The 14,128-nt window shown below is 58.2% G+C and carries 11 protein-coding genes; 7 read left to right on the top strand and 4 right to left on the bottom strand.

Annotated elements, in window-relative coordinates; translation table 11 throughout:
- Window positions 1-7: 7 nt before the first annotated feature.
- Window positions 8-937 (bottom strand): beta-carotene hydroxylase, encoded by a 930-nt coding sequence (crtR, locus tag IQ241_RS04865; RefSeq protein WP_193905293.1) that lies wholly within the window; start codon window positions 935-937, stop codon window positions 8-10.
- Window positions 938-1,175: 238 nt separating this feature from the next.
- Between crtR and pyk the strand changes: the two genes are divergently transcribed.
- The gene (gene pyk, locus IQ241_RS04870; protein WP_193905294.1) at window positions 1,176-2,975 is read left to right on the top strand and encodes a pyruvate kinase; all 1,800 of its coding nucleotides are present in this window, start codon (window positions 1,176-1,178) and stop codon (window positions 2,973-2,975) included.
- Window positions 2,976-2,978: 3 nt separating this feature from the next.
- On the opposite strand, the gene IQ241_RS04875 is transcribed toward pyk, so the two are convergent.
- Complete coding sequence (locus IQ241_RS04875; protein ID WP_193905295.1) at window positions 2,979-3,725, bottom strand: carbonic anhydrase; 747 nt, start codon at window positions 3,723-3,725, stop codon at window positions 2,979-2,981.
- A 93-nt stretch (window positions 3,726-3,818) separates the two neighbouring features.
- On the opposite strand from IQ241_RS04875, the gene rnhA reads away from it, so the two are divergent.
- The 3 genes from rnhA to IQ241_RS04890 all read left to right on the top strand — a co-directional run bounded on the left by rnhA (window position 3,819) and on the right by IQ241_RS04890 (window position 7,060).
- On the top strand, window positions 3,819-4,733 hold the full coding sequence (gene rnhA / locus IQ241_RS04880; protein ID WP_193905296.1) for a ribonuclease HI: 915 nt from the start codon (window positions 3,819-3,821) through the stop codon (window positions 4,731-4,733).
- Window positions 4,734-4,898: 165 nt separating this feature from the next.
- On the top strand, window positions 4,899-6,755 hold the full coding sequence (locus IQ241_RS04885; protein WP_193905297.1) for a protein phosphatase 2C domain-containing protein: 1,857 nt from the start codon (window positions 4,899-4,901) through the stop codon (window positions 6,753-6,755).
- A 68-nt stretch (window positions 6,756-6,823) separates the two neighbouring features.
- The gene (locus IQ241_RS04890) at window positions 6,824-7,060 is read left to right on the top strand and encodes a ferredoxin-thioredoxin reductase variable chain (protein WP_193905298.1); all 237 of its coding nucleotides are present in this window, start codon (window positions 6,824-6,826) and stop codon (window positions 7,058-7,060) included.
- A gap of 83 nt (window positions 7,061-7,143) precedes the next feature.
- Here the strand turns inward: IQ241_RS04890 and IQ241_RS04895 are convergent, their stop codons facing one another.
- Entirely contained in the window at window positions 7,144-7,416 is a 273-nt protein-coding gene (locus IQ241_RS04895) for a hypothetical protein (RefSeq protein WP_193905299.1), read from the bottom strand.
- 278 nt (window positions 7,417-7,694) lie between these two features.
- Here IQ241_RS04895 and IQ241_RS04900 point away from each other — a divergent pair, with 278 nt between their 5' ends.
- From IQ241_RS04900 to IQ241_RS04910, 3 genes are all read left to right on the top strand, one after another.
- Entirely contained in the window at window positions 7,695-9,944 is a 2,250-nt protein-coding gene (locus tag IQ241_RS04900) for a response regulator (protein WP_193905300.1), read from the top strand.
- Window positions 9,945-10,106: 162 nt separating this feature from the next.
- On the top strand, window positions 10,107-11,105 hold the full coding sequence (locus IQ241_RS04905; protein ID WP_193905307.1) for an ABC transporter ATP-binding protein: 999 nt from the start codon (window positions 10,107-10,109) through the stop codon (window positions 11,103-11,105).
- The gene (locus IQ241_RS04910) at window positions 11,105-12,880 is read left to right on the top strand and encodes an ABC transporter permease (protein WP_193905301.1); all 1,776 of its coding nucleotides are present in this window, start codon (window positions 11,105-11,107) and stop codon (window positions 12,878-12,880) included. The genes IQ241_RS04905 and IQ241_RS04910 overlap by 1 nt, the downstream gene beginning before the upstream one ends.
- Before the next feature lie 8 nt (window positions 12,881-12,888).
- Here the strand turns inward: IQ241_RS04910 and IQ241_RS04915 are convergent.
- On the bottom strand, window positions 12,889-14,128 hold a 1,240-nt coding region (locus IQ241_RS04915; protein ID WP_322743578.1), incomplete at its 5' end, for a DNA double-strand break repair nuclease NurA.

Raw genomic sequence — 14,128 nt, forward strand, 5'->3', positions numbered from 1 at the left:
TCCAGCCCTATCCTTCGCTCTCAGCAGCCTTTTCAACGGTAGCCGCAGGCTTCGGATGAAAGCGAATGCCCAGAAAGACATCGTACAGAAAACTCATAAAATCCCGCGTCTTCAGCAGCCCCAGCGTCTGCGGCGAGCCCTTCTGATCGAGCAGTGGCTGCATCACTTCGTAGGCCGGTTTGTATTTATACCAGGGAATCGACGGCCAGAGGTGGTGCACCAGGTGGTAGTTCTGACCCATGATCAGCAGATTGAGCACGGCGCTGGGGTAAACCCGAGCGTTTTTCCAGCGGTTGCGATCCTGAAATGGGCGATGGGGCAGATAGTCAAAAAAAAGCCCCAGGGCCAAGCCCACCACTAGAGCAGGCGAAAACCAGTAGTTAAACAGATAGTCTAAGAAGCCAAACTGGCAGGCGCAGTAGACCAGCGCGGCGACTGCCAGCCGGCTCAGCAGCCACTCCAGCAGCTCATACTTGCGCCACAGGCGGCGCTGAAAAAAATAAATTTCGTGATAAAAAAACCGTGCCGCAATCAGCCAGAGCGGCCCACCGGTCGAGACGAAATGGTCGGGATCGTTCTTGGGATCGTTGACATGGGCATGGTGCTGTAGGTGAACCCGGGTAAAGACCGGAAAGGTAAACCCCAGCATTAGCGCACTGCCATGTCCTAGCGCCGCGTTCACAATCGGATTGCGATGGGCTGACTTATGGGAAGCATCGTGGATCACGGTTCCGACTAAGTGCAGCGCGAGCGTATTCAGCAAGAAACAGCACCAGCTCGGCGTGTCCCAATTGAAATAGCCAACCGTCGATATTACGATCAGGCAAAGAGCGCCGAAAAACATGAGCAGATTAGGGCTCAGCCCACCGTCTGCGTCGAGAAACTGCTTCGGGACTCTTTTTGTAATCGTCAGGGGCTCCACTGCCACCGACACCATCGCTTTGCTCCTTCACACCGGGTCTTTTCAGAGATTCATCTAAGCTCTCCTCGGTAGTATACGCTACCTGCAGAGGCCAATGAAGATTTGTATCATTATCTCATTTCCTATAACAGGGTAGCGTCAAAACCGCCAAGTTTTACCGCCGCTGCTAGCCAATATTCTTACCCACCCCATCTGCCGAACATGCTAATATCCTTGCAGTTTTTGGTCACACCAATTTCAGTTTGGGAACCCTATGCAGCTGCGTCGTGCCCTCCGCCGAACCAAAATTGTCGCTACGATTGGGCCGGCTACGCAGGAACCGGAAACGCTGCGAGCGCTGATTGAGGCCGGTGCAACCACGCTGCGACTGAATTTCTCCCACGGCACCCATGCCGACCATCAGCGTAATATTCGGCTGATTCGCCAGCTGTCGTTTGAGCTCAATCAGCCCGTGGGCATTTTACAAGACCTCCAGGGACCCAAGATTCGGCTGGGCAAGTTTGAACAGGGAGCTGTCTACCTGGCCCGGGGCGATCGCTTTATTCTGACCAGCCGGATGCTACCCGGCAGCCAGCAGGTGAGCTCTGTGACCTATGGCCCGCTGGTAGACGAGGTGCCGGTTGGGGCCACTATCTTGCTCGACGATGGCCGGGTCGAAATGAAGGTGATCGACAAGGATTTTGACCAGCGCGACCTGCACTGTCAGGTGGTGGTAGGGGGCAAGCTCTCCAACAGCAAGGGCGTCAACTTCCCAGGTGTCTATCTCTCGATCAAAGCGCTGACGGACAAAGACCGCGAAGACCTGATGTTTGGGCTGAACCAGGGCGTAGACTGGGTGGCTCTGAGCTTTGTCCGCAATCCCCAGGACGTTTTGGAGATCAAAGAGCTGATCCAGAATGCCGGTAGCCGCAATGTGCCGGTGATTGTGAAGATTGAAAAGCATGAAGCGATTGAGCAGATGGACGCGATCCTATCGCTCTCTGATGGGGCCATGGTGGCCCGAGGTGACCTAGGCGTGGAACTGCCCGCCGAGGAGGTGCCGCTGCTGCAAAAACGGCTCATCAGGACGGCCAATCGGTTGGGCATTCCGGTCATCACCGCGACTCAAATGCTCGATAGCATGGTCAACAACCCCCGCCCCACCCGGGCCGAAGTATCGGATGTCGCCAATGCCATTCTGGACGGGACCGACGCAGTGATGCTGTCCAACGAAACCGCTGTCGGAGACTATCCGGTCGAAGCGGTGGCCACAATGGCGCGCATTGCTATCCGAATTGAGCAGGACCAGTCAAACCTTTCGATTTCAAACCTCTCTAACGAGGTGCTCGACAGCAGTCGCACCATCCCCAATGCAATCAGTCAGGCGGTCAGTCATATTGCTGCAAAGCTTCAGGCGGCAGCAATTATGACCATGACGAAAACCGGCTCAACCGCCCGCAACGTGTCCAAATTCAGGCCGCTGACACCTATTTTGGCCGTCACTCCTCAGGTTGATGTGTCCCGACAGCTGCAGCTAGTCTGGGGCGTTAAACCGCTGCTGGTCGTCGATCTGTCTTCTACCGGACAAACCTTTCAAGCGGCGCTCAGCGTCGCGCAGGAAAAGCATTTCCTGAATGAGGGCGATCTGGTGGTGATGACCGCAGGCACCTTGCAAGGGGTAGCCGGGTCAACGGACCTGATTAAGGTCGAGGTGGTCACTGCCGTGCTGGGTCAAGGCCAGGGCGTAGGCGAAGGCTCGGTCAGCGGGCGGGCGCGGGTGGCACAGGATGTGCTGTCGGTGGGTGATTTTCACTCGGGCGAAATCCTAGTGGTGACGCGCACCAATGCGGACTTCGTTGATGCGATTCGACGGGCGGGCGGCATTGTGACCGAAGACGGCAGCCCCATGGGCCATGCCGCGATCCTGGGCCTGCGGCTGGGGATTCCGGTGATTGTTGGGGTTGAGCAGGCAACGGATATCATTCGCGACGGGGCCATCATCACCCTCGATACCGCCCGCGGCACCGTCAGCTCAGGCGTCATCAACGCGCCGATCGAAACCACGCTGGGATAGATGCTAGCTGGCGTAGGAGGGGGCGGTGCCGCGGTAGATGCGCTCGGCCTGCTCGCGAGACAGTCGGCTCCCCCCTGGCAGATACCCTTGGGAAGATGACCCAGACTGGCCGTTGGCCTGCGGCTCAATCGGACTGAAGGGCGGAATGAAGGCGTGCTGGCGGTCGTCGTAGGCTAGCACCTGGCCGGTTTCAATATTGTAGACCCAGCCGTGTAAGGTGAGGTCTCCCCGGAAGAGGCGAGAGTGAACGGCGGGATAGGTGCGCAGATTTTCTAGCTGGGTGAGCACGTTTTCGGCCACCAGCATGTCCAGCTTTTCGGCTTTTTCGAGATGGTCGTAGTTGTCTTCGACTAGCTGGCGGGTAGCTTCGGTATGCTTTAGCCAGCCGTAGACTAGCGGCATTTTTTCCTCTAGCTCGCCGACCTGTAGCAGCCCTTTCATCGCGCCGCAGAAGGAGTGACCGCAGACGATAATATGTTCAATATCGAGGGCTTTAACCGCATATTCGATCGTGGCCCCTTCCCCGCCCTGGGTCGCTCCGTAGGGCGGTACAATATTGCCCGCGTTGCGGATAACGAACAGTTCGCCCAGGTCGGCCTGGGTAATCAGCTCTGGCTGCACCCGCGAGTCAGAGCAGGTAATGAACAGGCCGCGAGGGTGCTGACCGTGAACCAACTCTGCCAGCAGCGCCTTATTTTGAGGCACATAGGTATCTTGAAACTTGCGCAGCCCGCGGATGAGTTCTTTCATAGATGTCTTGAGCTAGCCTGCTTGAGCCAGCCGATTATCTAAAATTTAGGCGGGTAACCGCCTGCTATCGTTATCGTAGATCAAAGGGGACCGATGTCAGTCGTTCAGAGTATTTATACCGATGGGGCCTGCTCAGGCAATCCAGGGCCGGGGGGCTGGGGGACGCTGATTGAGTTTGACGATGGCGAAGTGCATGAGCTAGGCGGCAGCGCGGCTAAGACCACGAACAATCGGATGGAGATGCAGGCCGCGATCGCGGCCATGGAATTCATCCGCGACGCCGCTGCCCCCTCGACCGTGCCGCTCTATACCGACAGCGAATATCTTAAAAAAGGAATTACCCAGTGGATAGCGGGCTGGAAGCGCAAAGGCTGGAAAAATTCAGCCGGCAAGCCCGTCCTCAACCAGGACCTCTGGATGAAGCTAGATGAACTTAGTCAACAGATTGCCAAGAATCAGCAGATTCAGATTGACTGGCGCTACGTTCGCGGCCACGCTGGAAATGCAGGCAACGAGCGCTGTGATCAGATCGCCCGAGCCTTTTCCCTGGGGCAGCCAATCCGGCTGAGTACCCGAATAGTTGACGATTCAGAAGACCATCCAGATTCTGCGATCGCAGCTCCAGCCATCAAAGCGAAGACAGTTCCCACAATAGCGCCAGACCCAGGGGTAGAATCCGACAATGGCAATGATAGCGGCGATAACGGACTGAGCAAGGAGCGGGACATGGCAGAAAGCACGGCAGCTGCAACCGATTTAGGCAGGGGGGCACTGGAAATCAGTCGGATGGAGCGGCTGAGAAACACCTTGGAAACGCTCCAGGTCACCGACGAACTCGCCAAGCAGGGCTATCTGATCACCTCTGCTGAACTCGCTGACCTGATGGACGTAAATGCTAGCGCCGTCACCAGTCGGGGCGACTATTGGGCCTGGCGAAACTGGACAGTGTCTCGCATTCGCCGTGAAGGCAACCAGATCCTATGGCAGCTCGAACGGATTGATGAATAGGCGGGGGCCAATCAGCCAGGCCCGAACTTTTTTGAGCGACCATTCCCTTTTTCTTTCCGCTTTGGACTTTTGCCCTTACGATAAATCTAAATCTTTTGCGACCCGACGGCTGGAGCTGGTCAAATCCTGACGCCAGGCCAATCTCACCGCGGGCGGGTGACGGTTATGGGCGAGGCAGAAACAAAATATCCTCTTAAGCAATACGTTTGGGCGCTCAGTCAGGGCGCTCGCCAGGTCCCCATTGGCCACCTAGTCGATGGTCGCTATCGGGTCGTTGCCCCATCCGTATGGCTAGATACCCAGGCAGAACGCCTGCCCAAGCTGCCCCAGGCCATTCCCAACTTTGTCCAGCCCTATCTCAAAGCCTATCCCTATCAGCTCCACGTGCCCCGGGTGTATGGCATCTGCCACCAGGAGTCGGGGGCGGCGGTGCTGCTGCTAGACAACGTCCCAATTGATCGGCTAGGCGATTTGCAGCCGGGCATTGCCCAGGTCTGGGAAACGACGACGCCCTTTCGTCAGGTTTACTGGCTGTGGCAAATCCTGTCGCTGTGGCAGCCCTTGCAGACCCTAGGCGTAGCGACCAGCCTGCTCAAACCCGACAATATTCGTATTGAGGGCTGGCGGATCCGGCTGATTGCCCTGACCGGTCAGGGCAATCAGCCGCCCCTCTCGCGCCTAGCTGAGGTCTGGCTGAGCTGGCTACCGACCGCAGCCCCAGAGATCGCCATTGAGCTAGAGGCGATTTGTACCGCGATGCAGACCGGCCCGCCTGACCTCAAGCCGATCAAAGCGCGGCTCAACCGGCTGCTGCTGACCCAGGCGACGCCGCTGACATTGCAGCTCCAGGTCGCGGGCAATACTAGCGCCGGTCCTCAACAGCCGCGGAATGAAGATGCCTGCTACCCATCCCGCGATGAAATTCGACGGGCTAGCGCAGCAGATCTGCCACTGCTACCGCGCCTGGCAATTGTCTGCGATGGGGTCGGCGGCCATGAGGGTGGAGAGGTGGCCAGCCAGATGGCCGTGCGATCGCTCCAGCTCCAGTTTCGCAGCCTGCTGACGGAAATGGCCGAGCAGAACGGGCCGATGGCGCCAGACCTAGTCATCGGGCAGATCGAGGCGGCCATTCGCATTGCCAATAACCTAATTGCCACCCAGAACGACCAGCAGGGTCGAACCGACCGCCAGCGCATGGGAACCACCCTGGTCCTCGCGCTCCAGCTGCCCCAGCGGATCGAAACTGCCCAAGGTTGGGAAGAGGTCAACGAGCTCTACATTGTCCATGCCGGCGATAGCCGCGCCTACTGGATTACGCCGGAATATTGCCAGCAGCTCACGGTCGATGACGATATTGCGGGGCGAGAAGTGACAGCGGGACGCAGCTTTTATGCGACGGCTCGGCAGCAGCCCAACGCCGAAGCCCTGACGCAGGCCGTCGGCACCCGCGATTATCGCTTTCTCAAACCCCACATTCAGCGGCTAATTTTGGACGAAGACGGGGTCCTACTGCTCTGCTCCGACGGCCTCAGTGACAATCGACGAGTGGAGGAATCCTGGGCGAACTATGTCGGACTGGTCGTGAAGAAGATTGTGCCGCTGAGCGCCGCCGTCGATTCTTGGATTGAGCTGGCCAACCAGCGCAACGGTCACGATAACGTCGCGGTGGTGCTGATGAGCTGCCAGGTGGCCTCTGAGGAGATGCCACCCGAGCCCATCAGCCTGATGATGCCCCAGCCCCAAAGCCTGGACGACTTTACCGCCGCATCTCGAGCGCTGCTCTACGGCGAAGCCGAGGCGGCGATCCCAGACGCATCTGAACCAGATGAACGCGCCTGGCCCCCGATCGGGGTGAGCAGGCTCACCGTGATTGCGATCAGCGTTCTGGCCATTACCGGTCTTTTCCTCTGGTTCAGTCTCAGGCCTGCCGCACCGCCGCCTGAGCCGCCCGAACCCGAGCGCTCATCCGAAATGCCCGCTAGGAAGGGGCAATCCTATGCAAAAATAGGAGTCTCATCTTAACCCGATTATTTTTTGCGGGGGCTCTGTGGAAACGGAGCCTCCTCTGTCTGAAGTCTGCACGGATTCCTATGAACGTTGGCGATCGCATCCGCATTACTAGCCCCATCACCTTCTATCACCACCCCCTCCATCGCAGTGAGCCCTACGATGCCCAGGGAATGGAAGGCGTGGTTGCCGATATCCTGACCGACTGGAAGGGCCGTCCGATTAGCCCCAACTATACGGTGGTTGTCGAATTTCAGGTGGAGGGGGCTAAGCGCCCCTTTAAAGCCCACGTTCGAGAAGATGAGGTGGAAGTCATCTGAAAAACAAAAGGGACTGACATTGTCAGTCCCTGGCGGAGGGATGGTTGGAACGAAAGATATTGTCGTAGGCTAGCTACGCTGGTTTACTGGCCCAACGCTTTGGCGCTCCCCCGGTCGAGTACGTCATACCGCAGCGCTTGCAGAGTCTTGTCATCCGCTTTAGCACTCCCTCGGTCAAGTACCTGAAAGCGCTGTTCTTGCAGAGACAGCTTGTCATCGGCTTTGGTGCCGCGCTGGTCGAGCAGCGCTAGGCGGCGCTGTTGAAAACTATAGGATTCCTCGGCAGCACGGGTCACAGGCGCGATCGCGGCGGTGGCAATCAAAACAGACAGGATAGAAATAGCAATGCGTTTCATGGTGAATTTGTCCTCTTTGAGTCATGGGTGTTTAGTTGTTTTGAGACTGCATCGAGAGCGGGGTAACAACCTCAAAAATCTTCTCTTCAGCGCTCGTATTTAAGAGAATAGGGGCCGATCGAGAAGAAGTCGGGAGCGATCCAAAGCCTTTTGAGAAATGGGTTCAGACAGCTTGAGAATGGGCTTTGCAGAAAGCATTCGGCAGTACCATAGGGCTATTGCCTCCGACATCAAAGCATCCGGTACAGCTATCCGTGGAGAATCTATGGAGATCGGCCATGCGAATTCTGTTAATTGAAGATGACACCGTCCTCAGCGATCTGCTGGTCACGGCATTGACCCAGCAGCGCTATGCCGTCGATACCGCTGAGGATGGCATCTTTGGCTTGGAATATGCCGACAGCGGCACCTACGACCTGCTGCTAATCGACGTTGGGCTGCCGCGGCTGGATGGGATTAGCCTCTGTCAGCGGCTGCGGTCGGCGGGCCATGCGACACCGATTTTGTTAATGACGGCTAAAGACGCCGCCGATGAGCGCATCCGTGGCCTCGACGCCGGGGCCGATGACTACCTCACCAAGCCGTTAGACTTGGGGGAATTGCAGGCCCGGCTGCGGGCGCTGCTCCGGCGGGGAGAGGTAGCGCCAACCTCTATTTTGGCGATTGGGCCGCTCCGACTCGACCCCGTGAGCTGTGACGTTACCTATGCCGACAAGCCGCTAAAGCTCACGCCCAAGGAGTACAGCCTGCTGGAACTGTTTCTGCGTAACCCCCATCGGGTTTTCAGCCGCAGCCTGATCGTCGAGCATCTCTGGACCTTTGACGACCCGCCCTTGGAAGATAGCGTGAAGGCCCATGTCAAAGGGCTGCGGCGGCGGCTCAAACAGGCCGGAGCTGACGGCTGGATTGAAAACGTCTACGGTCTGGGCTACAAGCTGACGCCCCAAATTCCCTCTCAGACTACGTCCCAGAGCGAGTCTTCTGTACCCGCTGAGTCTTCTGTCCCCGCTACGTCTGCCACGATGACGGTCGAGGAGCAGTTTGGCCAGGGATTAGCGGCGCTTTGGACAGCGCATCAGGGGGAGATCGCAGAGCGGCTAGCGGTGATTCAGTCAGCCGCGATCGCGCTTCAGCAAAACTCGCTCGACCCGACCTTGCAAACCAGTGCCGTCCAGGCCGCCCATAAGCTCGCGGGCGTCCTCGGCATGTTTGGCCGCGACGACGGCACCCAGGTGGCGCGCGACCTGGAAACGTTGCTGATAGACGGTGAAATGCCTAAAGCGACCCATTTCGCTGCCCTCGTCCAGCAGCTTGAAGCGACCTTAAACCTGACCCAGACTTCCCTACCGCCTGAGCTAGCCGCCCGGCTGCTGTTAGTCAGCCCCAATGCCGCTCTGGCCGAAGACCTCCAGAGGCTGACCCAGACTGGCGGCCTGGGCTGGCGTTGGCATAGTAATGGAGCAGACGCGATCGCCGGGCTGCAAACCCACAGTCCCGACCTGGCCGTGATCGATCTCCCGGTCCCGCTGAGTCCAGACGATCAGCCGCTGCTGACTGGTCTATCAACTTCCCAAGTGCCAACCCTGGTGCTCACGGCTAATAACACGCTGGCAGAGCGGGTACAGATTGCAACGGTGGGAGCCCAGGTGCTGGCTAAGCCGGCCACGGCAGACCAGATCTGGCAGGCGGCAGCGCCTTTGCTGGAGCGTCCTGCGGCTGAGGCCATCCATATTCTGGCGGTAGATGACGATCCGATTTTGCTCCAGGCGCTCCAGACCCTGCTGACGCCTTGGGGCATGCAGGTGACGCCGCTGGCCGACCCCAGCCGCTGCTGGGAAATGCTGACCCAGACCGGGCCCGACCTGCTGATTCTGGATATTGAAATGCCTGACTTTAACGGCATCGAGCTCTGTCAGGCGATTCGCGCCGATCGCCGCTGGCAGGGTCTGCCGATTCTCTTCCTCACCGCCCGGCAGGATGCCGCCACCGTGCAGCAGGTCTTCGCCGCTGGGGCTGACGACTATGTAACCAAGCCCGCCCAGGCCCCCGAGCTGATCACCCGAATTAACAATCGCCTCGCCCGCAGCCGCCTGCTGCAAACGCTGGCGCGACGCGATGCCAAAACGGGTCTGGCCAATCAGCATCAGTCTCAGCAAGCGATCGAAGCGCTGATTCAGCAGGGGCAGCCCTTTACGTTCGCTCTGTTGCAACTCAGCGAACTCGCCCAGATTCATCAGCGCTATGGTCACAGCGTCGGCCATCAGGTGCTGCGCCGCTGGGGCGAGCTGCTCAGGGCTCAGCCGCTTACCGCTGCGGCAGGCTACTGGGAAAATGGCGAATTCGCGATCGCGCTTCCCCAGGTCACCAAGACCGAAGCCCCCGAATTTCTCGCCCCCGTTTTGGCCGCCATTCGCAAACAAATTTTCACTGCGCCCAGCGGAGAGCGATTTCAGACCGAATACCGGCTGAACTTAGCTGAGTATCCCACCGACGGCGGCAGTCCCCATGCCCTTTATCAGGCCAGGTAAGCTGTGGAACTAGAGCGATAGGGGAAATGTCTCTAAAGCAGTCTATGAGTCAGCATCCTGTGATCCTGTATTAGCATGAACCTACCTTACGGCTTGTCCGAAATCGGCGAGAGAGGCTTTGAAATTATGGAGGATGGTTCCGAAGCGCTGATTTCAGGATTCATGACCTCACAAGATTGGCAACCTGCGGCGATGCCGAGTGCCCTGCCTGGCGTAGGCAATCCGGCCCTGTCCGTCCGCAACATCACCAAACGCTTTCAGCGAAAAACGGTCGTTAACGATATTGACCTCGACCTGTTTCCCGGTGAAGTCTATGGGCTCATCGGCCCCAATGGCGCCGGTAAAACCACGCTGATGTCCATGATGGTGGGGGCAGAGATGCCCACCCTGGGGGAAATTTGGATCGAGGGCCAACTCTTTCGGCAAGATCAGAATTCGCCCCAGCTGCAGCGGTGTATCGGCTTTCTGCCTGACGACTATCCGCTTTATGACGACCTCACCGTCTGGCAATATTTGGAGTACTTTGCTCGGCTGTACGGCATTAGCCCAGGGCTGCGGCATCGTCGGATTTATGACATCCTCGAACTGGTGCAGCTCAGTAGCAAGCACCACAGCCGCACGACTGAGCTATCACGGGGCATGAAGCAGCGGCTGGGTTTGGCCCGGGCCATTATTCATCAGCCTTCTGTACTGGTGTTAGATGAGCCCGTCTCTGGCCTCGACCCGGTCGCCCGGATGGAATTTCGCGACATTATCAAAGCGCTCCAGCAGAGCGGGATGACGATTTTGATCTCGTCCCATGTGCTCAGTGACCTGGCAGATTTTTGCAGCACCATCGGCATCATGGAGCTGGGCTACCTGGTGGAAAGCGCGCCCCTGAATGAGCTGTATAACCGGCTGAGCCGTCGGCAAATTTTTATAGCCACCCTGGGCGAGGGCCCTGCCCTGGCTCAGGCCCTCGATGCTCATGCCTGCGTGGTGTCTCAAACCCGGGTGTCGGATCGGGAGATTTGTGTGGAGTTTGCCGGAGATGAGGCGGCGGCGGGTGAATTATTGCGATCGCTCATCGCCGCTGGCATTCCTCTGTGCCAGTTTAACCATACCCGGGAAGACCTCGAAACGATTTTTCTCAAACACTTAGACCATAAGCAGGTGTCGTGATGTCCTATAAGCTGCCTCAACTCTCCGAAATGGCCTTTGACCGAGTGGGCCACCACAATCCTCAACTCCTGCGTGAATGGCAGGGGCGGCTGCGCTGGCGCAATCTGCTGCTAACGTTCTCCCTGTCTTTTGGGATTCAAGGACTATTGCTTCTGAAACGGCTTGCCCAGCTGCCCAGCAGTCGGCTCTTCATCAACACGCAATACTGTCTTCAGTACGATCCCCACCAGGGCTGTCAGCTAGGTGCAGACCAGCAGCCGCTGATTGACTGGCCGCTGGTTTGGGCAGATGTTTTCCGTGATCTGAGCTTTGTGCTGGTGTGGGTGCTGATTATCGGCGGCATTTTTTTACTGGCAGCCGATCTCTCTAAGGAAAACCGGCGCGGGACGCTGAACTTTTTGCGGATGAGCCCGCTGCGGGGACGACGCATTTTGCTAGGCAAGCTGCTGGGGGTGCCAATATTGCTGTATCTGGGCATTGCCGCTATGCTGCCGCTGCACCTGGCCACGGGCCTGATGGGCAGCTATCCGGTGGGCATTGTGCTGGCGTTTTATGGGGTGCTGGGCGCGATCGCCCTTTGCTTTTACTCGGCTGCGCTCTGGTTTGCGCTGCTTGCCGAGGGGCTACAGGGCTTCCAAACCTGGCTGATATCTGGCCTTAGCGCTGGCCTGCTGCTGCTGAGTTGGCAACTTTGGCATTTCAACCTCTCTGGGGACTGGTTTTACCTATTTAACCCGCTGCACATTTTGGCTGATTGGGAAGTGAAAGGATGGGGCCAGCAAAGCGCCTGGCCCTTTATCGGCTCAGATTTAAACGGATTTCGTCAGCTGGGCTGGTTCTTTATGCCGGTGGGCAGTCATCGCGGCTGGGTGCTAGCCTTTGCGCTAGCCAATGCGCTATTGCTGGGGCTGTGGTTTTGGGTGGCACTTGAGCGGAAATTTCAGACCCCTGCCAACACGGCTTTGGGTAAGCAGCAGAGCTATGGTCTGACCCTTTGTTTATCGCTCATCATCATGGGGTTTGAGACGCAGCACCCCTTCAACCTTCCATCTGCGCTAGATACTGTCTTTAGCTATCGCATCTCGATGGTGATTTGGGCCGTCCTGCTGATGTTTTTGCTACTGCCCTCTAAACAGCTCTTGCTTGACTGGGCCAGGTACCGTCATCATCAGCCCCATAGGGCATCTCAGCCTACATCTCGAAATCCGTCTCGGAAGCAGGCTCAAAGCTCCTCCCGCCGCCAGCAGAGCCTCATTGTAGATTTGCTGTGCCACGATGGCAGCCCGCCCGCTTTTGCGTTGGCGATCAATCTGGGGATTATAGCAGGCGTTTTTCTGCTGGGCATCGGGCTTAGTGCTTTAATCAGCCCGGTGACAGACCCAGTGGACGCTGTCATGGCCTGGGGGTTTTGCGCTGCCGTGCTTTTGATTTGTTCGCTAGTGGTGCAGTGGATTGCTCTAGCGAATTTGCTCCACTGGCGCTGGCTGGCCTCTGGGGCAGTGGCAGCGATTATCGTGGGTTGGCCTTTGGTGCTATCACTGACCGGAATTGACCCCTATCGGGGGGCAATGGGCTATCTGTGGCTGACAACGGCATTCCCCCAGGCCGTGCTGGATATGGCTAACGGGAGCGAAATTTTCCTGGCGATCGCCGCTCACCTGGTCCTGATTTCTGGCCTCAGCTTGGGCCTGGGTCGCCGCTGCCAAATTCTGGGGCAGTCGGAATGGAAAGCCTTGATGGATCAAGGTTCCCGTCGCGAATATCTCCGGCCCTAGCCTGAACCCTACCGGCGCTGGGCTTTGCTGAGCATTTTCCGCGATAGGCGCAGAGGCAGGTCTTCGCCATCGGCCCAGTCCTGGAGAATTCGGTAGAAGAGCTGGCGATCGCGACTTTGCAAAACGGCGGTCTGGTCGGCAGTCTCGATGGCGTAGGGATAGCCGCCGCCGACGATCACCTCGGCTCGCACCCAGTCCAGCACAGTCTTTACTCTTCCCTCTTCCCATAGCCAGCGGGGGAGCTCTATCCGGGCGGGATAGCTCTGGTTGGTCTTGAGGTAGGTGAAGGTGACGCGATCGCGCAGGTTGCCATAGCGGTTGAGGATGCCGCCGCGATCGCACTGACAGAGCGGGGTGCGATCGCCCCAGGTCATCAGCGGGTTGAGCAGCTGGGCATCGTGGATGGGGACGGCGGCTTCCAGGTCAGCAAAGGTTTTGAGCAGCGTTACGAGGTCGCGGGAGCCCGCCGTATCGACATAGCCGACCAGTGGCACCCGATAGCGTTCGCTGGCTTGCAGCAGCTGCGTCACCGACTGCACGTAGGGCTGGCCGATTTCGTCCTCCATCATATCGGCAAAGGACAGCACCAGCGAGCCGTCAAAGAAAACCAGACAGCGCTCTGGCTCGGTCACCTGCTGCATATAGTCCACCAGTCGCTGCACTTCCATTTCAAACCGGCGCAGATTTACCCAGCGTTCAGCGGGCTGACTGGTCTGGCTCAGCTCCTTGGGCGTCAGCACGTCGAGGGAAATATCCTTGACATAGTCCCGCTGGGCGGCGTGGGGATTCTCAAACCAGCCAATTTGCACCAGGGCGATGGGAATCGAGAGGTCCTTACTGGGGAAAATCTGCGAGCCATCGACGGCAAAGGTGGTCACCTGGTCGAGCTGGGCTTTCACCCAGGCCAGGCTCTGCTCCCGATTGGGCCAGCTCAGTCCGCTGCGAATAATGCCGTCCCGGGTGTCCCGAAAACTTTCCAGCGGTCGGGCGCCGACTTCGCCCGACTGGTCCTTGAGCCAGCTGGCTAGCTCCGCCTCTGAGGTTTGACTCAGCCCTTCCCAGGCCGCCTGATAGGCTTGCAGGCTGCTTGCTGCGCCTTGATTGAATGTGGCGAAGTCGGTCCGCTTGTGATTTAGGATGGCTTGGATTTGGGAGGGTTTGATGGCCATTTGGAGGGGTGGAGGGTAGAGAGTGATGGGTAAGTGGGGAGTGATGGGGTGATGGGGTGATGGGGTGATGGAGTAAGGG

Source organism: Vasconcelosia minhoensis LEGE 07310 (genome assembly GCF_015207255.1).
In the GTDB taxonomy this organism is placed as follows: domain Bacteria; phylum Cyanobacteriota; class Cyanobacteriia; order Phormidesmidales; family Phormidesmidaceae; genus Vasconcelosia; species Vasconcelosia minhoensis.

Bases quoted from the DNA above. Each gene is read 5' to 3' on its own strand.
- IQ241_RS04885 (WP_193905297.1), top strand. From the start codon at position 4,899: ATGGGCGAGGCAGAAACAAAATATCCTCTTAAGCAATACGTTTGGGCG.
- IQ241_RS04900 (WP_193905300.1), top strand. From the start codon at position 7,695: ATGCGAATTCTGTTAATTGAAGATGACACCGTCCTCAGCGATCTGCTG.
- pyk (WP_193905294.1), top strand. From the start codon at position 1,176: ATGCAGCTGCGTCGTGCCCTCCGCCGAACCAAAATTGTCGCTACGATT.
- IQ241_RS04905 (WP_193905307.1), top strand. From the start codon at position 10,107: ATGACCTCACAAGATTGGCAACCTGCGGCGATGCCGAGTGCCCTGCCT.
- rnhA (WP_193905296.1), top strand. From the start codon at position 3,819: ATGTCAGTCGTTCAGAGTATTTATACCGATGGGGCCTGCTCAGGCAAT.
- crtR (WP_193905293.1), bottom strand. From the start codon at position 937: ATGGTGTCGGTGGCAGTGGAGCCCCTGACGATTACAAAAAGAGTCCCG.
- IQ241_RS04910 (WP_193905301.1), top strand. From the start codon at position 11,105: ATGTCCTATAAGCTGCCTCAACTCTCCGAAATGGCCTTTGACCGAGTG.
- IQ241_RS04875 (WP_193905295.1), bottom strand. From the start codon at position 3,725: ATGAAAGAACTCATCCGCGGGCTGCGCAAGTTTCAAGATACCTATGTG.
- IQ241_RS04890 (WP_193905298.1), top strand. From the start codon at position 6,824: ATGAACGTTGGCGATCGCATCCGCATTACTAGCCCCATCACCTTCTAT.
- IQ241_RS04895 (WP_193905299.1), bottom strand. From the start codon at position 7,416: ATGAAACGCATTGCTATTTCTATCCTGTCTGTTTTGATTGCCACCGCC.